Origin of the sequence: Wolbachia endosymbiont (group A) of Bombylius major, assembly GCF_947251895.1 — a bacterium.
Lineage (GTDB): Bacteria > Pseudomonadota > Alphaproteobacteria > Rickettsiales > Anaplasmataceae > Wolbachia > Wolbachia pipientis.
The window spans coordinates 777,964-801,838 of the sequence record NZ_OX366395.1 but is presented as its reverse complement, the minus strand read 5'-3'; the positions used below and the strand labels follow the sequence as shown (position 1 = coordinate 801,838).

The following is a 23,875-nucleotide window of genomic DNA, read 5'->3' as shown; positions in this document are numbered from 1 at the left end:
AGTATAGCATAAACATTAGTAACTTTACAACTTTATTAACAACTTAACTTGATACCAACTATCAACCCTTGATATTCTTTAGAATAGAAGTCGGCTTCGATCTCTTTATTAATGTCCAAAGATAAGGTAAGGGTCTGCTCTTTTATATATTCATTCCATGTAGTTATTGCTTCCTTAATTTTTTCATCTTCTGTTTTGATTGTTACTCTAATTCTATCTGATATATGAAAATCAGCTTGTTTTCTAGTTTCTTGAATGAGCCTCACAATATCTCTCGCGAGCCCTTCTAGAATTAATTCATCATTTAAAGTAGTGTTCAGAATCACAATCCCTTTGTTGTTATCAAACACAGCAGAATATTCACTGTTTGCTTTTAATAACAGTTCATATTCACCTTTTTCTATAATATAGTTCTCTGTTTCATCTCCTAAAAATATTGAACCTTTTGCGGAACCTTCTGTCATTCCAGCGCGTGACGCTGGAATCTGCATCTGGATCCCAGTGTCAGCTACTCGGATGACACCGGATTCAACTTGTTTCCACTTTCCTTGTTTAACATATTGAACCAGTGTCTTAATCTTCTCCGGAACTCTCTTTCCAAGCATAGGAAAATTTAGTTTCAGTTCTAGTGATGCAATATCTTCAAGTCTGTTTACTAACTTCAGTTTTTTTACATTTACCTCGTCTTTTATCATCTCTTGATATTCATTCATGCTTGGTGTCATTCCAGCACTTAACCATTTCTTTTCTTTCTGGATCCCAGTGTCAGCTACTCGGATGACAGGAGAGAACTCTGGGATGACAGAAAAAGGCTCACCTTCAAGAAAACTACAGGAAGACTGATGATAAATCGTCATACTACTAAGTGGTTGTCTGATACGTATGTTAAAAGTGTTTCTAATAGAGAGCGCAGAGTTGCATATCTCTCTCACTAAATCCATCTTGGCAATGAGCTGACTATCAAACTTCTCTAATTGTGGAAAATTAGCCAAATGAACAGATGTTTCTTCATACTTAAGCCCTTGCCATATATTCTCTGTTATAAGTGGCAACAAAGGAGCTGCAGCTCTTAGTATGTAATAAAAAACCGTATATAGAACATTATAAGCATCAGTTTTATCCTGATCCAAATCACTTTTCCAAAAACGCTCGCGACTGCGACGAATATACCAATTATTTAGCACTTCAAAAAAGTTCATTAAAATTTTGCAAGCCTCTTGGGAGTTATAGCTGTTCATAGAAGCTTGGATACTTTCTACAGCTTCAAAACATTTGGAAATCATGTAGCGATCAATAGTACTTTGATAATCCTTACAAACTTCAGCTTTAATTCCATCTGCATTTGCATACATAGTAAAAAAGTGATAACTGTTCCAAATAGGTTTTATTACGTTTTTCAGAACATCTCGTATTGAGTTTCCTTCTTTATCGAGTAGCAAATTACCACCACAAACAATAGATCCAGAAAGCATAAGAAAACGCAGTGCATCAGAACCGTATCTATCAAAAACCTCCATTGGATCTGCATAGTTATTCAAACGTTTGGACAATTTTTGCCCTTTTACATCCAAAACAACACCGTGGCATATGCAGTTCTTAAATGGTTCCCTATCAAACAAAGCAGTGGACAATACAAAGAGCGTATAAAACCACCCCCTGGTTTGCGCTATGTATTCAGTGATAAAATCCGCAGATTCAAACCACTCCTTATTTTCAAACGGATAGTGGATTTGCGCAAATGGCATCGAGCCAGATTCAAACCAGCAGTCAAACACGTCAGGTACACGGCGCATAACTGATTTTCCTGTTGGATCATCAGGATTTGGTCTTGTTAAAGTATCGATAAATGGTCTGTGCAAGTCGTCTATTTTAACATTAAAATCTCTCTCCAGTTCTTCTATTGAACCATATACATCTACTCTTGGATATCTCGCATCATCTGATTTCCATACAGGGATTGGTGTACCCCAGAATCGATTGCGTGAAATTGACCAGTCATGTGCCCCTTCAAGCCATTTTCCAAATTGACCATCTCTAATGTGGTTTGGTATCCAATTAACTCTCTTATTTAGCTCTACCATTCTGCTTTTGAATTTTGTAACGGCAACATACCAAGAAGGCATAGTGCGATAGATCAAAGGAGTGTCAGTTCTCCAGCAGTGTGGATAATTGTGAATATATTGCTCAGTTTTAAACCAATTCCCTTGCTCTTTTAATTTTTTTATTACTGTATCATTGGTATCAAAAACATGAACCCCTGCCAAATCTGAAATTTCAGCAGTAAATTTTCCACTGTTATCAATTGGACAAATAATTGGAATACCATGACTTTGGCAAAGGTAAAAATCTTCCTCACCAAATCCAGGAGCAGTGTGCACAACGCCAGTACCATCTTCTTCCGTCACATAATCAGCAATAAAAACGCGAAATGCATTTTTTGTGTCTTTAAAATAGTCAAACAGTGGTTTGTAAGAAAGACCTGCAAGATCATTCGCTTTAAGTTTTATATTGCAGTTTTCATATGGAATATTGTTTTGTTCAGAGTGGCTGATAAATTTCTCTAAGTAGCTTTCAGCAAAAATGTATATTTCACCATTCATTGAACTTCCTTCACTACTCCCTGTCATCCCAGTGCCCAGACACTGGGATCCAGAAATAGATTCCAGCGTCACGCGCTGGAATGACATCAAAGGGTGGACTGACACTGCACAATACTTAATATCTTTTCCTATTGCTAAAGCCAAGTTGCTCAGCAACGTCCAGGGAGTTGTAGTCCAAGCAAGTAATTTACATTTTTGTTTAACACTTTTAAATTGCTGTGGGTTTTCTAAAAGCTCAAATGCAACAGTTACAGCTTTGCTAACTTTTTCTCTATACGCGTTATCAAGCCTTGTTTCGAAATTAGATAATGGAGTTTCGCATGCCCAGCTATATGGTACAACGCGCACTGATTCATACACCAGACCCTTATCATAAAGCTGCTTGAATGCCCACATGACCGACTCCATGAATGATTTATCCATAGTCTTATAGTCATTGTGAAAGTCTACCCACCTTGCTTGCCTATTTACATACTTCTCCCACTCTGATGAAAATTTCATCACAGAAGTACGGCAATGATCGTTAAATTTATCTATACCAAACTTCTCTATCTCAGTTCTACCAGATATTCCAAGTTCTTTTTCTGCACCCATCTCAGCCGGCAATCCATGGCAATCCCAGCCAAATCTACGTTCAACCCTTTTTTGAAGCATAGTTTGATATCTTGCAAATGCGTCTTTGATGAAACCAGTGAGTAAATGTCCATAATGCGGAAGTCCATTTGCAAACGGAGGCCCATCGTAAAAGACAAAACAATTATCCTTGGAACGTTCTTCAACTGACCGCTCAAAAACTTTGTTTTCCTGCCAAAATTTTATGATTTCCTTTTCTAACGATGAAAAATCAGGACTACTTACTGTATCAGGATAATGCTTTGACTTCATGTTCGCTATGTAAAACTAAAGAATATAGGGCTTTCTGAAAAATTACAAATTCAAAAATATTTCCGTAGCTCACACCCCAACAAACTATTCTGCCGAGCTTCCAATACCTTTTTTTAAGTTTTACTTGCAGTTTTTATTGTTTTACTTAACATTAACCCAAGCTTTAGGGGTATTTTATGGATCAGAAGACAGATAAGTTTCCACAATTTTTAAAAATGTTGTGCTTTGTTGAAATGTGGGAACGTTTCTTTTACTATGGAATGAGGGGACTTTTGGTCCTATTTTTGACTTCTCACTTAGGTTTCACTGATGAGAGGGCCTTTACTATTTACTCATCATTTGCTGCAACAGGTTATGCTATACCAATACTTGGAGGTTTTTTAGCTGATAAGTTGATGGGATTCCGCAACATGGTGTTGCTTGGAGGGATAGTGATGATAGCAGGTCATGCTTGCATGTCATTGGTTGACTTTGAACCAGGTTTATTATATTTAGGTTTATCTCTAATAGCCATAGGTACTGGTATGTTTAAAGGGAACGTAACTAACTTACTTAGTTCATGCTATGGCAAAGACGATCCTGAACGTAGCAGAGGCTTTACTTTATTTTACGTAGGTGTGAATATTGGAGCAATATTGGCTTCTATTTCATGTGGTTATGTAGCCCACTTGTTTGGCTGGCACTACGGCTTTGGTTTAGCTGGTATTGGGATGTCTATAGGGCTAATCTTTTTTCTCAAATTTCAGAATCTTTTAGGAGATAGCGGCCTTTCTCCTTATCCAGAGCTTATGAATAAGCGCATATTAGGGATTAAAATTTTTGGTATAGTATTGATAGGAAGCTTTCTGTCATCATCAATAATTGCTAAAATGCTTATACATAGTGAATTTTTTACTAATATGCTCATATTTGTTGGAATAACAGCTCTGGGCATATTTATTTATATAATATCTAAATTATCAGCAGAACAAAGACGAAAATTAGTTGCATTATCTATTCTTGTGGTATTTTTCTTGTGTTTTTTTGCTTTAGAAATGCAGCTTGGCTCTTTGGTTAACTTATTCACCGAAAGAAACGTTATTAACAATGTATTAGGTATAACAATTCCAGCTTCAGTTTCTCAAGCCATAAATCCTTTGTCAATTATAATATTTGGCTTTCTTTTTGGAACATACATGAAGTTTAAGCAAAAATATGCAACTTCCATGTTTACCCTTGGCCTTCTGACAATGGCTATGTGTTTTTTCACACTGTACATAGGATGTTTAAACTCTAACATTGAAGGTAAAGTAGAATACTTATATTTAATAATTGCTATCTCCTTTATGGGACTGGGAGAATTATGTATTGCTCCATTAGTCCAAGAACAAGCAACTACACTAGCCCCCAAAAACCTTAGAGGAGTAGTGATGGGTATAGTAATGCTATCATTAGCGTTTTCTAACCTAGCCGGAGTTGCAATATCAAAATTTATGTCAGTTCCTTCAGTAAATGGTAAAATAAATTATTTAGAATCTTTAGAAATATATAAAGAGGGTTTTTTAAAGGTGGGAATATTTAATTTAATGCTCGTTATTGTATTTTTATTCTTCTTCAATTTTATACATAAAGTTGTTACTAACTCATCTTGTACAAAAATTGATATAGGTAAGCTCAAGACTACTATTTGTAGGTCTAAATTCTGTAATCGTTTACGGACTTTTACTGTATTAAGCGTATCCGTTCAGGATAGCGGCAAGGTAGTATAACCATAGAGTAAAAGTAAGTTTACAACAAATGGTGTCATCCCAGTGCTTGACACTGGGATCCAGATTGGGCACTAAGTTGGTAAACACGAAAGCGCTTTACAACGTTTTTGATGGAACTGTGCAAAAGGACTGGATGCCAGTGTCACGCACTGGCATGACACCCATTTGTTCCTATAGTTGTCTTTTCTCATCTACCTTATTTTGCCACTCTGCTGAACAGATACTCATATCTTCAATACTCTTTTGCTTAAGACTTACATTTGATTAAATATGCTGCTTAAAATCAGTGAAAGGCACACCCAATAGGCTATTTTGCCGAGCTTCCAACACTTTCACATTTACTATTTTGTCCCTGTATTTATCTTCAGGATCATCAATGCACACTGATTGCATATATGGGCTTTTACCAATAATTTGGTTTTGGTGTTTACCTTTTTTATCGCTAAATAGAACAGGTATAGTTTTGCCTACCATACTCTGGTTAAACTCAAGTTGTTGCTTACTAATTAATTTCTGTAAACGAAGAAGGCGCTCTGTTTTAACCTCTTCTGGTACTTGATCTTTTCTTTCCGCTCCCGGTGTGCCTGGTCTTGGGCTGTATTTAAAACTATAAGCCTGAGCATATCTAACTTTTTCTACTAATTTCATAGTTTCTTCAAAGTCTTTTTCGGTTTCTCCAGGAAAACCAACAATAAAATCAGAAGAAAATTCGATTTCAGGTTTCAATTTGCGAAATCTGTCTATTATTTCCAAATACTCCTCTGCAGTGTGTTTCCTGTTCATCGCGTGCAATATTTTATTCGAACCAGACTGCACAGGCAGGTGAACAAACGGCATGAGCTTTGGCTCTTCCGCATGTGCCAAGTAGAGAGATTCATGCATATCTCTTGGATGAGAAGTTGTATAACGAATCCTCTCTAGCTTTTCAATTTTAGCAATATGACTAATTAATTTTCCTAAATCCCACACTTCCCCTTCGCACTCCCCATGGTAAGCATTGACGTTCTGACCAAGCAAATTGATCTCATTTGCCCCATTTGCAACTAATTTCAATGCTTCACGAAATATTTCATTCACTGGCCGTGAATACTCAGCTCCGCGAGTGTAGGGCACTACACAAAACGTACAAAATTTATCACAACCCTCTTGTATGGCAAGAAACGCAGAAGACCCCTGGCTATTGCCATAGCATTCATCTGGCAATTTATCAAACTTTGCAACTTCAGGAAAATCAGTGTTTATTACATGACCTTTACTTCTGCTTGCTTTGACTATCAGCTCCGGTAAGGTAGCGATACTCTGCGGACCAACAACAATATCAACAAAAGGAGCCCTTCTGAACACTTCTTCTCCCTCTGCTTGCGCTACACACCCAGCCACCACTATAGTCATTTCTTTTCGTAACGAATGAATCTTCCCAAGCTCTGAGTAAAGTTTTTCTGCTGCCTTCTCTCTAATGTGACAAGTATTCAGTATCACTAAATCGGCTTTCCCTGCATCACTAACAACGTTGAACCCCAAAGGTTTAATTACATTTTCCATTAAAACGGAGTTATAAACGTTCATCTGACAGCCGTAAGTTTTAATATATAGGCCTTTCATATTTGGTATGTCTTTTTCAAAATTTCTTCACCCTACACGTAAATGTCTAACAGACCAGCGCGTGACGCTAGTGAACTTGCTAGCACAATAGATTTTGACAAAATTATACGAAAAACTGGATCCCAGTGTCAAGCACTGGGATGACAAGTTCTCGGCAACCCCTACGTCATACCATCACGGTATCTCTAGATCCCGCTAACAAGTAGCGGGATGACGGTTGTCAGGGTGTCATGAAAGTAGCTAACACTGGCTTCCATCCAAGAGGGCACTGCCCTCTTCTTGTCATCCCAGTGCTTGACACTGGGATCCAGGAAAAAGAATGGTGTCATCCGAGTAGCTTGACACTGGCATCCAGGAAACTTAATTGCAAGTAATGCATTGAGTTTGGTGAGTATGGGTTTTGCGTTATAGAATGAAGCACTTTTGGTGAATTTGTAAAGAAAGCTGGATCCCAGTGTCAAGCACTGGGATGACAAGAAAGGGAGCACTGGAATTTTTATTTCAGTATTGTACATTAGCCATGCATCTGAACAGATACGAGCTTTCTGCTTTTTTTGGGTAAGGTCAGTCAAAAAGGTTTTACAACAACCATAATAACTATAACTATTATCAATACTGTAACTGCTTCATTTAAAACGCGAAAATAAATATGTGACTTCTTATTCGAACCCATTGCAAAATTTTTCCTATATTTTGCAAGTAGCATATGAATAATTAACATCAAAAGTATTGCAAATGCTTTTACATGAAACCATCCTTCACGATATGCTTCCCTAATAACCATTAGTGTAATTCCAAGACCAAGTGAGAAAAGCATTGCAGGGTTTATGATATATCTAAGTAGCCTCTTTTCCATTGTTTGAAGCAAGCTATCATTTTCCGATCCCGGTTTTACAGTTGCATGGTAGACATAAAGCCTGGGTAAATAAAGCATACCTGCCATCCATATGATAACAGAGATAACGTGAAAAGCCTCAAGCCAGTGGTAATAGTTCATTAGCAAAAATTTAAAATTCCTGGTATTGTGTTAGTTTAATGAAAAAGAAATCGATATGAAAGCAGAAAATTTCACTAAAGAACAGATAATTGGATTCTACAGGAAAATGCTACTCATACGCAGATTTGAGGAAAAAGCAGGACAATTATATGGGATGGGATTAATAGGCGGGTTCTGTCACCTATCAATAGGACAAGAAGCAGTTGCAGTTGGAACTCAAGCTGCATCAAAATTAGGTGACGCTTTTATCACAAGTTATAGAGACCATGGCTTAATGCTCGCATGTGATTCTGATCCAAATGTTGTAATGGCAGAGCTTACCGGCAAAGAAACAGGATGCTCGAAAGGTAAAGGTGGTTCGATGCACGTATTTGACGTTGAAAAAAAATTCTTCGGCGGGCATGGAATAGTGGGAGCACAAGTTCCAATTGGCACAGGAATAGCATTTGCTAATAAATATAAGAAAAAAGATAATGTGGTATTTACATATTTTGGCGACGGTGCTGCAAATCAAGGACAAGTATATGAATCATTTAATATGGCATCTTTGTGGGAGTTGCCTGTGGTTTACATCATAGAAAATAATGAATACGCAATGGGAACCTCCGTGCAAAGATCAACTTTAGTAACAGAGTTATATAAAAGAGGAGAAAGTTTTGGTATTCCTGGAAAACAAGTTGATGGAATGGATTTTTTCTCTGTTTATGAGGCTACAAGCGAAGCAGCGGAACACACACGCAGCGGAAAAGGGCCTATCCTGCTTGAAATGAAGACATATCGATATCGCGGTCACTCAATGTCAGATCCTGCTACTTATCGCTTAAAAGAAGAAGTTGAAGATATGAAGCAAAATCATGACCCTATAAGCACTTTAAAGAAATACATGACAGATAATAAAATGGCTTCAGAAGAAGAGTGCAAAGTAATTGATAAGGAAATACGTGATTTAGTAAAAAAGTCGGAAGATTTTGCCAAAAATAGTAAAGAACCAAGCGTTGATGAGCTGTATACTGATATTTATAAATTTGTTAGCTAATTTTTTTATCCAGAACTGTACAAACATTGTATAGTAAACGATGTCATCCAAATAGCTCCTTCTCCCGTCATCCAAGTGCCCTCCTTTTTTTGTCATCCCAGTGCTCTGACTACTTGGATCCAGCTGAGTTGGTGAGTATAAAAGTATAGCTAACGCAAGCTCTACGTCATGCCGCCGCGAACCGTCATACCGCGATTCATTCGCGGTATCTCTAGATCCCGCTAACAAGCAGCGGGATGACGGTTGTCAGGCTAGCTGTCATCTCAGTAGTCTCCTTCTCCTGTCATCCGAGTAGCTGACACTGGTTCCTTTATGACGGCAGTAGCCCCTTTGGTGTCATTCCAGTGCTTGACACTGGAATGACACCAATAATTGACATTTCACTAGATATTCATTATAAATAATGGAATGCTACAAAGTATAAAAACCATATTAATAGAAGACGATAACGTTAGGCTGGATAGGTACATCAGAAGAATCTTTCCTGATTTAAAGCAATCTGTAATTGAAAAATCTTTAAGGAAAGGATTAATCAAAGTTGATGATTGCAAAGCAAAGTCCAGTGATAGAGTAAATTCTGGGCAAACTATAACGCTGAAGCACTTGAATTATATTGAAAACGCTAATTCTGATCGCAAATATAATGAAAAGTTAGTGAATCTACTAAGAGAGAACATATTATATGAAGACGAATATATACTAGCTATAAACAAACCCGCAGGGGTCATCGTTCAAGGTGGCGTAAAAGTAAAGATTAGCATGAGTGATTTGCTTGACCAAATAAGAGAGGGAGAAACATTTAAAATTGTCCATAGGCTAGATAGAGATACGAGTGGAGTGATAATATTCGCACGCAACGCTAATGTTGCCAGATACCTTATGGAAGAATTTAAAGGACGAAGAGTAAAAAAAACTTATTTAGCATTAACTTCTGGCATACCGAGCAAGGATAGTGGAACAATAGACTATCCATTGGTGAAAAAATATGTTTCAGGTCAAGAAAAAGTGGTCGTTGATGAAAATTCACCTCAGAATGCCACTACGCATTTTTCAATTATAGCAAAATCCAAACACAATGTTGCTTATTTAAAATTACAACCAATTACCGGCAGAACCCATCAGTTACGTGCACATTTAGCTCATATAAATTGCCCTATTCTTGGTGACGGTAAATATGGTGGTAAAAAAGCTTTTATTGATGGGATAGCAAATAAAATTCACCTTCATTCGCATTCTTTATCTTTAAAACTGCCAAACAATAAAGAAATCACTATCACCGCTCCTATCACTAAACACATCGAAAAATCCATTGAAGCGCTATTTTTCGACTGAAACGATTTCACCAATCAACTTTTCTGTCTTTGGCTTTAATTTGAAGCACAGATATTAGGCTAATTAATGCGCAGGCAGTAAGATAAATGCCTGCTGCAAGTTTTGTTTCGGTTTTTTCTATAAGCCACATACATATGGATGGAGAAAGGCCACCAAATATTCCTGCAGATATGTTATGTGCGAGGCTAAAGCCCGTGCACCTAACTTTCGTTGGAAATAACTCGCAGATAAGAGAATTGTATATTCCAAAAGATGCACCTATCGGTACGCTTATCAATAGAAAAGTGAGCGTTACAATATAGTGGTTATCATATGATAATAGCGAAAGCGCCGGCAAACCGGCGCAAGCTAGAGCTACTAATGTAGGAATCATTACATTTTTTCTTCCAACTTTATCAGACAGTATTGCAAACAGCACTGCAGACGCTCCAAATGTAATTTCAACTATAATCCTTACTACATTTTTAATATCAATACCTGACAGAGTAAGCGCTTTTACAGATATGTTATAAAACATTATTACCGAATAAACGATTGCATTTTGAGCGATACCAAGCCCAATTGCTATCATAAATGCTTTTTTATAGTCCCTGGTTAATTCTAAAAATGGAGAATGAGATAAGCTTTTATTTTTATCGTGTGTTTTATATGCTAAGCTCTCTTCCATTATATATCTTGTTAAAAAGCCTATTATGCCCATAATGAAGCAGAAATAGAAAGGCAATCTCCAGCCCCAAATTTCATAATTTTCACCTGTAAACTTTTTGCAAACAGCTATCATTACAAAGCATGTAAGAGAACCAAGCGCGCCGCTAAAAGCTTTCATGCTACCTAAAAAACCTAGATTTTTTTTATCGCTTGAATGTTCTATTAAAAAAGCTGAGTTGATACTTGTTTCTCCACCTGCTGCCATTCCTTGTGTTATTCTACAAAGCAGAAGTAGTATAGGAGAAAATATTCCTATTTCTTTAAAGCTTGGTATAACCGCAATTGCAGTAGACGATATCGAAGCTAATATTACAGAAGTCAGCAAAATCTTCCTTCTGCCGTATTTATCTCCAATGTAACCAAAAATAAATGCACCAAGTGGTCTAAATCCAAAGCCAACTGCAAAAGTACCAAGAAATTTGATTGTACTTAAGTAATCACTTTCTGATGAAAAAAAAACGTCACTTATTATATGCGTCAAAACTCCAAATAGAGTTAACTCATACCATATAATCATGTTGCAGATTATGCCCGATAGTATTGCTTTTTGAATATTGTTCATGACTTCCGGTTTACCACACCCCACTATAAAAATTTTTATTCAATAACCTTCAAGGATAATTCACGTAAATGCTTATCCTCCACCTTGGAAGGAGCACCCATTAGAACATCTTCACCTTGCTGGTTCATAGGAAAACAGATTACTTCACGAATATTTGGTTCATCAGCAAGCAGCATAACTATTCTATCAACTCCTGGTGCTATTCCACCATGAGGAGGAACACCAAATCTGAATGCACGTACAAGTGCACCGAATCTTGTATCAACTTCTCCCCGGCTATAACCTGCAATGGCAAAAGCTTTGTACATTACATCTAGCTTATTATTACGAATTGCCCCGCTTGACAGTTCTATCCCATTGCAAACGAGATCATATTGGTAAGCAAGGATATCCAGTGGATTCTTTTCCTCTAAATCTTTCAGACCACCATGTGGCATGGAGAATGGGTTATGAAAGAAATCGATTTTTTTACTTTTATCGTCATATACAAAATAGGGAAAATCAATGATCCAACAAAACTTGAAGATATTGTCATCTATAAGACTGAGTTCTGACCCTAAAAGAGTGCGCACTTTCCCTGCAATTGTTGCTGCCTCATTCTCTTTGTCAGAAGCAAAAAACACACTATCTCCAGGCCCTACATTCGTTACTTCTCTTATGTAGTTTAGCCTATTGTCATCGAGGAATTTAGCAATCGGGCCTTTCGCAGTACCATCTTTATCAAACGTTATATATCCAAGACCCTTAGCACCGAATTCTCTTTGCGCATGTTCTATCTTTTTATCAAAGAAGCTGCGTGGTTCCTCTGCTGTTTTAGGTGCAGGGATCGCTCTGACTACCATACCACGCTCGATATTGCTCTTGAAAATATTGAACTCTGAATCACGGAAAATTTCTGTAACATCGCTGATTAATAATGGATTACGCAGATCTGGCTTATCAGAACCATATTTGAGCATTGCCTCTTTATATGTAATACGTGGAAAATCTTTATCAACAGACTTACGAGAAAATTTAGCAAACACTTTATATAAGGTAGACTCAATAATCTGAAAGATGTCTTCTTGAGTTATAAAAGACATTTCAAGATCTAGCTGATAAAACTCTCCCGGAGAACGGTCAGCCCTTGCGTCTTCGTCACGGAAACACGGTGCAATTTGAAAATATTTATCAAACCCTGAAACCATGAGCAATTGCTTAAAAATCTGTGGAGCTTGCGGCAATGCATAGAATTTACCAGGATTTAGTCTGCTTGGCACCAAATAATCACGTGCACCTTCAGGGGACGAAGCAGTAAGTATTGGAGTTTGAATTTCCAACAACCCTTGCTCTATCATGAGCTTGCGGAGTTCTGCAATAATTTGTGAGCGCAGAATAATATTGTTGCGGGCTTTTTCACGCCTTAAATCAAGAAAACGATATTTAAATCTCATATTTTCCGGATATTCTTGTTCGCCAGCAATGCTCGCTAATATACTTCTTTCTTCTTTCGCTATTTCTTCATCACGGTGGAACTCGACTTCCGATTCAACGTGCAAATTGCTAACTACAACCTCAATTTCCCCGGTTGCGATAGAGGTGTTTACCGTATCTTCAGTTCTAGCTTCAACTATTCCTGTAACAGTAATTACACTCTCCAATTTTAAATTTGATATCTCATCAAAAAAGTCTTTGTCATTATTAAATACTAGTTGAGTGATTCCATAGAAGTCTCTTAAATCAACAAAGATTAGGTTGCCGTGATCGCGCTTACGGTATAACCATCCAGAAAGGGTAACTTCCTTTTCTACATCATTCTTCCTTAATTCATTGCACATGTGAGTCTTGTAGCAGTTCATGTTTGTTTCACTTCTAAATTCTTTAAGAAGTATAGAAATAAACCTTACTACATACAAGCCCATTCGTCGGATATTTGTGCAATTTACGAAATAGAGCAGTATTACTTTTATACTGTCTTTACTCACACAAAAATTGCACAATTTCTATAATTATGGTATAATGGTAAGGGTATTTTTAATGAATTAGATACAGGAAATGCCACTTACACAGATCATAATATATAGCGTAACATTACTTGCTATAGTCAAAGTATTTCTCTTTTTGAGAAAAATATACAAAAATCACATTAGAAAAATCATATTTCCTAGAAAAGTTTTTAAAGAAGAGTGGGAAGAAGACAGAAAATTCAATGAATTGTATCAAAAAAACAAGCAAAAAGAGTTGCTGAAACAACAAGAAACGCTACGCGAGAAACAAAAAGATGTGCAAATTTATAAAGAAGATCCAGAAATAGTTGACATAGCAAAACCGGTAGGTAAATGGACAAAGATGGTTATGATGGGTAATGGTTTAATGCAGCGTTTTGCACAATTGATACATAGAGAAGGCGGACAGAAAGGATTTTGGGAGCTGTTTGTAAAAGCTCAGGCTTCAACTCAAGGTAAACATAAGGGGAAGGGCAGATAATCCATGCTTGAATGTGAAAATTTATCCTGCGCTCGTAATAACAAAGTATTATTTAAAAATCTCAGTTTTAAAGCTGAGCTAAAATCAAAGATTCTAATCACTGGTCCAAATGGTAGTGGTAAAACCAGCTTAATTAGAAGTTTATCTGGACTTTTACCGCCGGTATCAGGCAATATAAGGCACTGCGGAAAAGATATATATGATGATCCAAAATCCTATATACCTTCTATGGTCTATATAGGCCATAAGAATGCCTGTAAAGATAGCTTAACTGTTGCTCAAAACGTAGAATTCTGGGCAGGAATACGAAATACTAGAGAATTGATTGTGGCAGCTATTTATTGCTTGCAGTTGCAACCTGTACTTAATATTAGATATGGCGAACTTTCTGCAGGCTGGAAAAGGAGAGTTGCGCTTGCTCGCCTCTTGATTTCTAATGCAAACGTTTGGCTGATAGATGAACCATTTTGTAATCTTGATAGTGCAACGTGTGAATTAGTGCTGAACCTAATCTCAATACGCTCTGAGCAAAATGGTATAGTAATTATTACAGGGCATAGCTCTACAGAGCAATTGTGTGATTTTACAACGATCGATATACGCGATTTCAATAGACTTCTTGCATAGTTTTTGGCAACACGTTAACAACCGTTAGAAACGAAAAAATTTACATGAAACCCTTCGCCAGCCCCCTTATCATGAAACTGAAGCTATTTATTTATCTTCAGTCTGTGCAGATAAAACGACAAAAAAACTTAGTATATCTGGCGTGTCATGTTTAATTTTTTGCACTATGTGCACCTTATGTCTTTATAAAACTTCTAGGTTTTTACCTATACAAGCTGAAACGCGCTGTTCAAGACATCACCCAACGTCAAATTTTAAAATAGAGAGTGAATAACTAGCACGGGTTTTCTTTGCCTTTTTTTCATTTGGTAAATTTCTTAAGTATTTATGGCTAAACGACAACCGTCATCCCGCTACTTGTTAGCGGGATCTAGAGATACCGCGAATGAATCGTGGTATGACGGTTCGCAACGGCATGACGATAAGCTCGTCATCCCGCTGCTTGTTAGCGGCTAAGGGATACTGCGAATGAATCGCGGTATGAAGGTTAATTATTCTGCGGCGGTATGACGTAGAGCTCGCGTTAGCTATACTTTTATACTCACCAACTCAGTATCCAATCTGGATCCAAGTAGTCAGCTACTCGGATGACATCTTTGTGTTTGAGGCAAAACCAGCTATAACATTTCTTCGCAAACAAATGTTCGTACAGTTGTGCGCGTGATGCTGGAATCTAGACAACAATTAGATCCTATTGTCAAGCAATAAGCTACATGTGCTATTTATTTAGTAGATCAAATATGAAGTTTAAAACTCTGCTATTGACTTCCTGTAGAACTAGTGAAAACCAAACTTGCTTAAAACCACTTAATTAGTTATAGTTATAAGTTTAGGTACAGTAAAATGACAGCTTTTGTCCCCTTGATTATTTTTTTAATCTTGTATCTTGGAAGTGGTGCTTATTTTTCTTTTATCGGAACTGATAATCCACTTCATCAGGTTTCACCAGTAATCTGCTTATTACCAGCACTATTTTTTGCTGTCTCACGTGGTACAAATAAAATTCAGCATAACATCGATACTGTTATCAAGGGCATGGGTGACAAAAACACCCTTACTATGTGTTTAATTTTTTTATTTTCTGGAGCATTTTCTGCGGTGACTCAATCAATCGGTAGCGCAGACACTGTTGCTAATTTAATTCTTAATTTCCTTCCAGCAAGATTACTGCTGCCTGGAGTATTTTTGGCTTCTGCTTTTATTTCAACTGCAATTGGCACATCTATGGGAGTTGTTGCGCTGATGGTACCTATAGCTGTTAATCTGGCAAAAAGTGGAGCTTTTGGTCTCGAAATAGGAACTGCAACTGTAGTAGGTGGTGCCGTGTTTGGCGATAACCTTTCGATGATATCTGATACCACCATTGCATCTGTTTCTTCACAGGAAGCTTCAGCAAAAGATAAACTTAAAATGAACTCTAAAGTTGCACTTATTGCCAGCATTATAACACTCATCTACCTAGCAGTTGCCTCAAATAGTACAAAAATTATTTCTATATCAAATTTAGATTATTATTCTATAATAAAAATTATTCCTTACATTTCTTTAATAATCATGGGGCTGCTTGAAGTCGCCACTTTAGTAACAATAACTATAAACATAATTATTGCTGGTGTGCTAGGAATAACTTTTTTTGACTATGCTATCATTCAATTTCCTCATGACGTGTATGACGGTTTCAAAAAAGTAAACGAAATAGTGATATTTGCTCTATTTATCGGTGGATTGAGCCATATAATGTACAAGCAAGGTCAAAAAGCGTTGCATAAACTCATCGATGAAAGCAATATCACAAAAACTAAAGCTGAATTTGTGATAGCAGGAATTGCGTCTATGTTTACTACCTTAGTTGCCAATAATACCATTGCTATTTTACTAAGTGGTGGCATTGCAAAAAGGCTTGCACAAAAACACAGTATTGCGCCACATCGCAGCGCATACTTATTAGATGTTTTTGCTTGTGCTACAAAAGGTATCTTACCTTATGGTTCCCAACTATTGCTAGCAGGTAGCATCGCCTCTGTATCACCTATTTCTTTATTAATACAGGTATATTATTGCTTTATTCTAGCGGCAGTTACAATAGGCGAAATAATCATCAACAGCAGAAAAGAGAAACATTGTGCGGCTGCAACTTAGAGTTTCTCTTTTTTTACCCATAAGGAACGGAATTACTTGACACCCTTCGCCAACCCCCTTATCATGAAACTGAAGCTATTTATTTATCTTCTCTGTACAGATTAAATGACAAAAAAACTCAACGTATTTGGCGTCTCATGTTTAATTTTTTGTACTATGTGCACCTCATGTCTTTATAAAACTTCTAGCTATACAAGCCGAAACGCGCTGTTCAAGACATCAAAAGACGTCAAATAGAACAAGGGAGAATTTGAATACTGGCTACCCTGGGGATTCTTTGCCTTTTTTCCTGCTTAGTAAATTTCTTAAACACTTGCGGTGTAGGTTAGTTGCAAGTTAAAAGCAGCTAAATCGCTCTTAATCAAGCGTTTTAGAATAAAAAAAACGCCGATATTTTAGTACATAGTAAATAGCCAACCACCATGGGGCTTCTTTTGCCTTTTTTTTCATTTGGTAAATTTCTTAAATATTTGTAGCTAAACGACAATCGTCATCCCGCTGCTTGTTAGCGGGATTTATGCTAAGGGATACCGCTAAGGGATACCGCTAAGGGATACCGCGAATGAATCGCGGTATGACGTAGTACTGCTGTCGTTCCAGTGCTCCTTTTTTTGTCATCCGAGTAGCTGACACTGGGATCTATTTTGCATGTAACTCCAATTGTGTTTTGGCATAAAACGCGACGCGTATTAGACTTATTTGCAAGCAAAGCTTGCTAGATCCCAGTGTCAGCTACTTTCATGACATGTATTAAACAGGACTTGATATGACACTTTAAAAAAGTAAGTTAAGAATAATAAAAATAAGGAGTGTTAGAAATGAGTACAATACAAACAAAAATACTAAAACCAAAACTAGGATTACTAGAGCTAGCAAAACAATTAGGAAATGTGTCTCAAGCGTGCAAAGTGATGGGATACTCAAGAGATACATTTTATCGATTCAAGGAGTTATATGAAAATGGGGGAGAAGAAGCATTACATGAAATAAGTAAGAAAAAACCGCTATTAGCAAACAGAGTTTCGGAAGATATAGAAAGAGCAATAATTGGCATAGCTACAGAATTTCCTGCATATGGACAAGAAAGAGCTGCAAATGAGCTGAGAAAAAGAGGTATAATAATTTCCCAAGGAGGAGTAAGATCTGTATGGCTAAGAAATGACCTTGAAACTTTGAAAAAGAGACTTAAAGCACTGGAGGCAAAAGTAGCTCAAGACGGAATCATTTTAACTGAAGAACAACTTGCAGCTTTAGAAAAAGTGAAAGAACAAAGGGAAGCTCATGGTGAAATTGAGACGCAACATCCAGGTTATTTGGGTTCTCAAGATACCTATTATGTGGGCAATATCAAAGGCATAGGGCGCATTTATCAGCAAACTTTTGTTGATACTTATTCCAGAGTTGCAATGGTTAAACTTTACACGGACAGAACAGCTATTACAGCTGCAGATCTTCTTAACGATAGAGTTATCCCATTTTTTGATGAGCAGAGAATTCCATTATTACGCATTCTAACTGATAGGGGTACGGAGTATTGTGGCAAGCCCGAAAATCACGCTTATCAGCTATATTTAGGAATCGAAAATATCGATCATTCTAGAACCAAAGCCAACTCTCCACAAACTAATGGCATATGTGAAAGATTCCATAGAACTATGCAAGATGAGTGTTACAATATTATCTTTAGAAAGAAAATCTACTATTCTTTGGAGGATCTACAGATCGATGTTGATCATTGGTTGCGTTCTTACAATGAGACAAGGCCTCACTCAGGCAAATACTGCTATGGCAAAACACCTATGCAAACGTTTTTTGACAGTAAACATATTGCTTTTCAGAAAAATATTAGTAGCATTAAACAACAGCCTGATATTAGTTTTGACTACGTCAATTCTTCTGTCAGTTAATTCTTCTCTGTCAGATTAAATCTTGTCTTTTACATGAAGTAAGCAACACAGCCAAAACGCACAATCTCTTTATTTTCATATAACTCCTCATACAAAAAAATATATAATGCATAAGTATATATGCTTTGTATTAAAAAAGATATAACTACATGTCAAAAAAAGTATAGCCATAAAATCAGATTATATAAAACGTACTACTCAGGTCTTTTATATAACTATATTTACTATCTTATTTGGTACAGCATATACAGTGCGAACTTTGCTTTGATCGATCTTACTGGACACAGAGTCTATCGCTATTTTCTTCAATTCTTCTTGAGGTAAGTTAATTGCCACCTTGATTGTTGTACGTAATTTTCCATTGATTTGCACTGCTATAGTTACCGTATCGTCAACTAATAATGATTCATCAGCTTTTGGCCAAGGTTGACCTCCTATTCCTTGCCATAGGCTTTCAGCTAGATGTGGTATGAATGGTTCGATTACTCTGATTAATATACATATACCTTCATCAATAAGAGATTTTCCAGTTTTTACGTCTATTTCAGCTATTAAATTCGTCATCTCACGAAATTTTGCCACTACACAGTTTAATCTGCAGTTTTCCAAGTCATCTGTAAGTCCGTGTAAGAGTTTATGAATTTTTTTTCTGTACTCTAGAAGTCCACCCGTAACACTTTCATTATCATAGTGTATATTTACAGGTCTTAGCTGCATGACCATACGCCACAATTTATTTACATAACGAGAACAACCTTCCACGCCATCATCGGACCATTCCATATCTTTCTCCGGAGGAGTGTCGGACAACACAAACAAGCGAGCAGTATCAGCACCATACTTTTCTATGATAAAATTTGGATCAACTGTGTTCTTTTTCGATTTACTCATTTTCTCGACTTTTCCAATTTGAACCTTAGCTCCTTGTGCAATCAACTCTTTTGCTTCTGCAGGAAATAGCCACTTACCATTTTCGTCTTTATAAGTTGCATGGCAGACCATTCCTTGAGTGATTAAAGTAGAGAAAGGCTCTTTAATATCAAAATAGCCACATTTGGTTAAAGCACGGCAGAAAAATCTTGAATAAAGCAAATGCAGAATTGCATGTTCTATCCCACCTATATAATAATCAACAGGCATAAAACGATTACATGCATCTTTGTTTACTGATTTATCCCCACTACAGAATGCAGCAAAATACCAGGAAGATTCAAAAAAGGTGTCGAATGTATCAGTTTCACGCTCTGCTTGCTTTCCACATTTTGGGCAATCAACGAACTTCCAAGTTGGGTGCTTATCCAGCGGATTGCCACCACTTGTAAATTCTACATCTGCAGGTAGAACCACAGGAAGGTCTTTTTCTGGCACTGGAACAGTTCCGCAATCTTTACAATATATTATAGGTATAGGGCATCCCCAATAACGTTGCCTTGAAATTCCCCAATCATGTAAACGATAGTTTATCGTTTTCTTGCCTATTCCTTTTTCTTCAAGCTTTTTAATGGCTACTTCCTTTGCTTTGCTGACAGTTAATCCGTTTAAGAATTCAGAATTGAACATTACCCCATCACCGGTGTATACTTCTTTTAAGGTCTCTGTGGCTTGTGCACCCTCTTCACGAACTACAGGAATAATCGGCAAATTATATTTCTGTGCAAATTCAAAGTCACGCTGATCATGTGCAGGGCAACCAAAAATCGCGCCTTCCCCATATTCCATCAACACAAAATTCGCTATGTAAAGCGGCAATTCCTTATCAAGAAATGGATGTTTGACGTTTAATCCGGTGTAAACTCCTATTTTTTCATCGTTCTCTCTTTTCGATTTTATTTCCTGGATCCCAGTGTCAAGCACTGGGATGACAACAGAAGAACCATTCTTTAAATCCTGCACAATAGGATGCTCTGCTGCCACTGCACAAAAAGAAGCCCCAAACAAAGTATGAGGATAAGTTGTAAAAACTTTTAATTTCTTATTCAGGCCAACTACTTCAAACTCTATAGTTGCTCCTTCAGATTTTCCTATCCAACGCTCCTGCATTGTTTTGACTTTTTCTGGCCAATTTTTCAAACTTTGCAGGCACTTGAGTAAATCTTCAGCGAAATCAGTAATCTTTAAAAACCATTGGGACAACTTACGTTTTTCAACAACTGCACCTGATCGCCATCCTTTTCCATCAACCACTTGTTCATTTGCAAGCACTGTTTGGTCCACTGGATCCCAGTTAACCCATGACTCTTTTCGATAGGCAAGCCCATGCTTTAAAAAATCCAGGAAAAATTTTTGTTCGTGTTTGTAGTAATCAGGCTCACATGTGGAGAGTTCACGCTCCCAATTATAAGAAAGACCTATAGATTTCAACTGCGTACGCATATTATCTATATTCTCTTTTGTCCATGTTTCAGGGCTAATATTGTTGTCCCTTGCTGCATTCTCAGCTGGTAATCCAAACGCATCCCAGCCAATTGGATGCAAAACCTCAAATCCACGAGCGCTCTTGTAACGCGCTATCACATCCCCTATTGCATAGTTACGTAAGTGCCCCATATGAATTTTACCAGATGGATATGGAAACATCTCCAATACGTAACATTTCTCTTGTTTACTACTCTTGCTTACAGAAAAATCCCATTTATTTTGATAAAATTTTTCAACATTTTTAAAATCATATTTCATATAAATCCAAATTCAATTACAGTTCATATGCATCAAAGGATCAACCGCTTGGCCATTATGTCGTATTGTGAAACACATCTGTGGATCTTTATCTTGTGTGCTTGATTTACCTGCAGACCCAATTACTTGACCCTGTTTTACTTTATCACCAATTTCAACATGTATGTTTTTTAAATAGGAGTACACAGTCATGTAATTATCTTTGTGTTCCACTATAATTAAATTTCCATACCATCTCAACCCTTTGCCTACATATATCACTTTGCCGGGTGCAGAGGCAATTACGTTCGTTCCATTTTGAGCAGCAATTTTTATGCCATCCTTACACGTTTCATCAGAAGAGGTAGCTGAACCTTTAACTGGCATTATAAATTTACAATTTACCTCCACGTCTTGTACATTATTGTTATCTCTGTATATCCTATTTATGATGGCTTTTCTACTTTCTTTTTGCACTGAAGGCTCCCTAATTAAATGGTACTCTCTTGTATATTCCAGATCTCTTTTTCCGTAAAATTCTTCGCCTTTAAGCAGCACAGGTGCGGGTTTTTGCAGGCCACAGCCTATTAATATTGCTAATAACATAAGAAATGAGGCTATATGCCACATTTTAAACTCTCACAAAACTCCAAAATTTTAGCGAGACGTAGTGTTTCACGTCTGCTTGTTACTTTTCTCGTTATTTATTCTACTAGTTAAATAGTTTCTTAAATCGGTAAGTTCTTGCAACAAATTCTTTGGATCACGATTCACATTACCAAATTCCTTTTGCACTCCTTTTATTGTATATCCTTTATCATATAGCATGTACTTTACTTTCTTTATAGCCTCTATACACTTACGATCATATAGCCTTCTTCCTTTACGCTTTGTAGGCTTAATTTGATGAAATTGACCTTCCCAGAATCTCAAAACATGCTGTTCCAAATGTAGCTCTTCAGCTACTTCCCCAATCGTATAAAATAATTTTTCCTTGTTCATTAATTATTGATTGATTTTTTTATAATTTTTGAAGGCCTAAAAGAAACTGAATTTCTTGCCTGAATCATCACTTTCTCCGATGTATTTGGTATATTTCCTGGTCTTTCCTTCTTTTTCTTAACCAAGAATGTTCCAAATGACGATATTTTTACTATTCCATCCTTTGCCAAGCTTGTCTTTATTTCGTTCAATATATCATCTATTATCGAAGCAGAGTCTTCCTTTGATAATCCTATTTCTTGGTTTATATTTTCAGCTATTGTTGCCTTAGTTACTGTTGTATCTTTTGTTGTAACGTGATCCATTATTGATAAATATTACAATACGTAAATATAATATAGCAATCGACTCGAGATTCAGCTACTTTATTTTTTAGGGTATGTCTCTTTTGTAGCATAATTTAAAATACTAGCAACTGCCAACATTGCAAATATCGCAAAAAGCGCCATTTTATGATCTGTAAAAAGTGCTAACATTGACACTACAATTCCGCTGACAATAAACATAAACCCATTGATAATGGATGATGATGTGCTAATATATTTTCGTTTCACAATCTCGCTGCCAACAGTAAAATTAAGCATATGTCCTCCCGCAAAAAACCCGAACATTAACATACAAAAGTACACAACGTGGACTGTTAAATGGCTGCATAGTAAAATAATAATTGAGACGCCTTGCAATAAAGCAAAAGCAGAGATTACATGTTTCCTATTTTTAAATAAGTTTGAGATTCGATCTGCAATTGGAGCACCAACTGCAAGACCAAGCCATAGTATTGCAGTTGCTACACCTGACTCCATTGCATTGAGTTCTGAGTTGCCCAGTAACCTTGGAGCCCACAGGGTGTTAAGTGCTAAAAATGTTCCAAAAGTAATAGCACCCACCACTGAAGTTATCCAGATATCTCTTAATTTTAGCACTGTGAGTACAAAGCACATTACTGTTCTTATAGAGCTTTTTATTGTACACTTTTCTGAGCTGCTTTCTAGAAGTGTGTTTGGATAAAAAAGCGTAAGTACAAATATCAACACACCGAATAGTATTATGCATACAATCAGATTTTTCCAATATGCATCTTCGGCAAGCAAGCTAGAGAACAGTATTTGAATCACCAAAGCAGAAAGGCTTGAAATTGTCTGCACTAGTGAAAACATCAATCCAAATTGGGCAGCGGAAAAACATATGCTACTTGTGTGAGCAGCACCAATAAAACCAAATGATGCTCCAGTTGCAATCAACACTTGAGATAAAATCAAATGGGAGAAATTGTCACTATTAATAAGGACAAAAAACCCCAAGATCATAGTTGATAATGAGAAAAAATAAATTTTTTTACTGGAAAAAACATTAAACGTTGCCCCACTAAAAAATTGTAAGATAGCAAAAGTCCAAGTATATACTGAGTTAGCTAGCGCAACTTGCGCGATTGTAAGTCCAAGTTCCTTTTCAAGATTTACACTTATAAAGGTATAAATTATCTGCATGTTGCTGAATATAACAACCAAGTTACTAATCAGCCAAATGAACCAAGCCTTAGCTCTGCTTTCCATAAGATTTATTTTTATAAGTAATCTATTAGAAATTTAACACTAAGTCTCTTTTTAAG

At 36.8% G+C, this 23,875-nt stretch carries 17 protein-coding genes; 7 read left to right on the top strand and 10 right to left on the bottom strand.

What is annotated here, in order from left to right; genetic code table 11:
- Positions 1-35: 35 nt before the first annotated feature.
- Positions 36-3,485, bottom strand: a complete 3,450-nt coding sequence (locus tag OPR49_RS03785) for an isoleucine--tRNA ligase (RefSeq protein WP_265026689.1) — start codon at positions 3,483-3,485, stop codon at positions 36-38.
- 176 nt (positions 3,486-3,661) lie between these two features.
- Between OPR49_RS03785 and OPR49_RS03780 the strand changes: the two genes are divergently transcribed.
- Entirely contained in the window at positions 3,662-5,233 is a 1,572-nt protein-coding gene (locus OPR49_RS03780) for a peptide MFS transporter (protein ID WP_265026688.1), read from the top strand.
- 264 nt (positions 5,234-5,497) lie between these two features.
- On the opposite strand, the gene miaB is transcribed toward OPR49_RS03780, so the two are convergent.
- Both miaB and hemJ read right to left on the bottom strand, forming a co-directional pair.
- On the bottom strand, positions 5,498-6,835 hold the full coding sequence (gene miaB, locus OPR49_RS03775; protein WP_265026687.1) for a tRNA (N6-isopentenyl adenosine(37)-C2)-methylthiotransferase MiaB: 1,338 nt from the start codon (positions 6,833-6,835) through the stop codon (positions 5,498-5,500).
- 568 nt (positions 6,836-7,403) lie between these two features.
- A complete protein-coding gene (gene hemJ / locus OPR49_RS03770) occupies positions 7,404-7,832 on the bottom strand; it encodes a protoporphyrinogen oxidase HemJ (RefSeq protein WP_265026686.1) in 429 nt (142 codons plus the stop codon).
- A 55-nt stretch (positions 7,833-7,887) separates the two neighbouring features.
- Between hemJ and pdhA the strand changes: the two genes are divergently transcribed.
- Positions 7,888-8,868 (top strand): pyruvate dehydrogenase (acetyl-transferring) E1 component subunit alpha, encoded by a 981-nt coding sequence (gene pdhA / locus OPR49_RS03765; RefSeq protein ID WP_065094725.1) that lies wholly within the window; start codon positions 7,888-7,890, stop codon positions 8,866-8,868.
- Positions 8,869-9,276: 408 nt separating this feature from the next.
- Entirely contained in the window at positions 9,277-10,200 is a 924-nt protein-coding gene (locus OPR49_RS03760; protein ID WP_006279888.1) for an RluA family pseudouridine synthase, read from the top strand.
- A 7-nt stretch (positions 10,201-10,207) separates the two neighbouring features.
- On the opposite strand, the gene OPR49_RS03755 is transcribed toward OPR49_RS03760, so the two are convergent.
- Complete coding sequence (locus OPR49_RS03755) at positions 10,208-11,470, bottom strand: MFS transporter (RefSeq protein WP_265026685.1); 1,263 nt, start codon at positions 11,468-11,470, stop codon at positions 10,208-10,210.
- 35 nt (positions 11,471-11,505) lie between these two features.
- A complete protein-coding gene (gene aspS, locus OPR49_RS03750) occupies positions 11,506-13,308 on the bottom strand; it encodes an aspartate--tRNA ligase (RefSeq protein WP_265027516.1) in 1,803 nt (600 codons plus the stop codon).
- Positions 13,309-13,504: 196 nt separating this feature from the next.
- Here aspS and OPR49_RS03745 point away from each other — a divergent pair, with 196 nt between their 5' ends.
- From OPR49_RS03745 to OPR49_RS03730, 4 genes are all read left to right on the top strand, one after another.
- Positions 13,505-13,936 carry a hypothetical protein gene (locus OPR49_RS03745; protein ID WP_265026684.1) on the top strand — a complete coding sequence of 144 codons (432 nt, stop codon included), beginning with the start codon at positions 13,505-13,507 and terminating at the stop codon, positions 13,934-13,936.
- Positions 13,937-13,939: 3 nt separating this feature from the next.
- The gene (ccmA, locus tag OPR49_RS03740; protein ID WP_265021246.1) at positions 13,940-14,563 is read left to right on the top strand and encodes a heme ABC exporter ATP-binding protein CcmA; all 624 of its coding nucleotides are present in this window, start codon (positions 13,940-13,942) and stop codon (positions 14,561-14,563) included.
- An 843-nt stretch (positions 14,564-15,406) separates the two neighbouring features.
- Complete coding sequence (locus tag OPR49_RS03735) at positions 15,407-16,702, top strand: Na+/H+ antiporter NhaC family protein (protein ID WP_265026683.1); 1,296 nt, start codon at positions 15,407-15,409, stop codon at positions 16,700-16,702.
- A gap of 818 nt (positions 16,703-17,520) precedes the next feature.
- A complete protein-coding gene (locus OPR49_RS03730; RefSeq protein ID WP_265027486.1) occupies positions 17,521-18,609 on the top strand; it encodes an IS481 family transposase in 1,089 nt (362 codons plus the stop codon).
- 207 nt (positions 18,610-18,816) lie between these two features.
- Here the strand turns inward: OPR49_RS03730 and leuS are convergent, their stop codons facing one another.
- From leuS to OPR49_RS03705, 5 genes are read right to left on the bottom strand one after another with little or no spacing between them, the layout of a single operon-like run.
- Entirely contained in the window at positions 18,817-21,285 is a 2,469-nt protein-coding gene (gene leuS / locus OPR49_RS03725) for a leucine--tRNA ligase (RefSeq protein WP_265026682.1), read from the bottom strand.
- A 12-nt stretch (positions 21,286-21,297) separates the two neighbouring features.
- The gene (locus OPR49_RS03720) at positions 21,298-21,894 is read right to left on the bottom strand and encodes a murein hydrolase activator EnvC family protein (protein WP_265026681.1); all 597 of its coding nucleotides are present in this window, start codon (positions 21,892-21,894) and stop codon (positions 21,298-21,300) included.
- Positions 21,895-21,939: 45 nt separating this feature from the next.
- A complete protein-coding gene (locus OPR49_RS03715; protein WP_265026680.1) occupies positions 21,940-22,266 on the bottom strand; it encodes a MerR family transcriptional regulator in 327 nt (108 codons plus the stop codon).
- Complete coding sequence (locus OPR49_RS03710) at positions 22,266-22,571, bottom strand: integration host factor subunit alpha (RefSeq protein WP_265026679.1); 306 nt, start codon at positions 22,569-22,571, stop codon at positions 22,266-22,268. Before OPR49_RS03710 ends, OPR49_RS03715 begins: the two co-directional genes overlap by 1 nt.
- A gap of 60 nt (positions 22,572-22,631) precedes the next feature.
- Positions 22,632-23,819: an MFS transporter gene (locus OPR49_RS03705; protein ID WP_265027485.1), complete on the bottom strand. Its 1,188-nt coding sequence runs from the start codon at positions 23,817-23,819 to the stop codon at positions 22,632-22,634.
- Between the last annotated feature and the right edge of the window lie 56 nt (positions 23,820-23,875).

Bases quoted from the DNA above. Each gene is read 5' to 3' on its own strand.
- OPR49_RS03785 (WP_265026689.1), bottom strand. From the start codon at position 3,485: ATGAAGTCAAAGCATTATCCTGATACAGTAAGTAGTCCTGATTTTTCA.
- OPR49_RS03780 (WP_265026688.1), top strand. From the start codon at position 3,662: ATGGATCAGAAGACAGATAAGTTTCCACAATTTTTAAAAATGTTGTGC.
- miaB (WP_265026687.1), bottom strand. From the start codon at position 6,835: ATGAAAGGCCTATATATTAAAACTTACGGCTGTCAGATGAACGTTTAT.
- hemJ (WP_265026686.1), bottom strand. From the start codon at position 7,832: ATGAACTATTACCACTGGCTTGAGGCTTTTCACGTTATCTCTGTTATC.
- pdhA (WP_065094725.1), top strand. From the start codon at position 7,888: ATGAAAGCAGAAAATTTCACTAAAGAACAGATAATTGGATTCTACAGG.
- OPR49_RS03760 (WP_006279888.1), top strand. From the start codon at position 9,277: ATGCTACAAAGTATAAAAACCATATTAATAGAAGACGATAACGTTAGG.
- OPR49_RS03755 (WP_265026685.1), bottom strand. From the start codon at position 11,470: ATGAACAATATTCAAAAAGCAATACTATCGGGCATAATCTGCAACATG.
- aspS (WP_265027516.1), bottom strand. From the start codon at position 13,308: ATGAACTGCTACAAGACTCACATGTGCAATGAATTAAGGAAGAATGAT.
- OPR49_RS03745 (WP_265026684.1), top strand. From the start codon at position 13,505: ATGCCACTTACACAGATCATAATATATAGCGTAACATTACTTGCTATA.
- ccmA (WP_265021246.1), top strand. From the start codon at position 13,940: ATGCTTGAATGTGAAAATTTATCCTGCGCTCGTAATAACAAAGTATTA.
- OPR49_RS03735 (WP_265026683.1), top strand. From the start codon at position 15,407: ATGACAGCTTTTGTCCCCTTGATTATTTTTTTAATCTTGTATCTTGGA.
- OPR49_RS03730 (WP_265027486.1), top strand. From the start codon at position 17,521: ATGAGTACAATACAAACAAAAATACTAAAACCAAAACTAGGATTACTA.
- leuS (WP_265026682.1), bottom strand. From the start codon at position 21,285: ATGAAATATGATTTTAAAAATGTTGAAAAATTTTATCAAAATAAATGG.
- OPR49_RS03720 (WP_265026681.1), bottom strand. From the start codon at position 21,894: ATGTGGCATATAGCCTCATTTCTTATGTTATTAGCAATATTAATAGGC.
- OPR49_RS03715 (WP_265026680.1), bottom strand. From the start codon at position 22,266: ATGAACAAGGAAAAATTATTTTATACGATTGGGGAAGTAGCTGAAGAG.
- OPR49_RS03710 (WP_265026679.1), bottom strand. From the start codon at position 22,571: ATGGATCACGTTACAACAAAAGATACAACAGTAACTAAGGCAACAATA.
- OPR49_RS03705 (WP_265027485.1), bottom strand. From the start codon at position 23,819: ATGGAAAGCAGAGCTAAGGCTTGGTTCATTTGGCTGATTAGTAACTTG.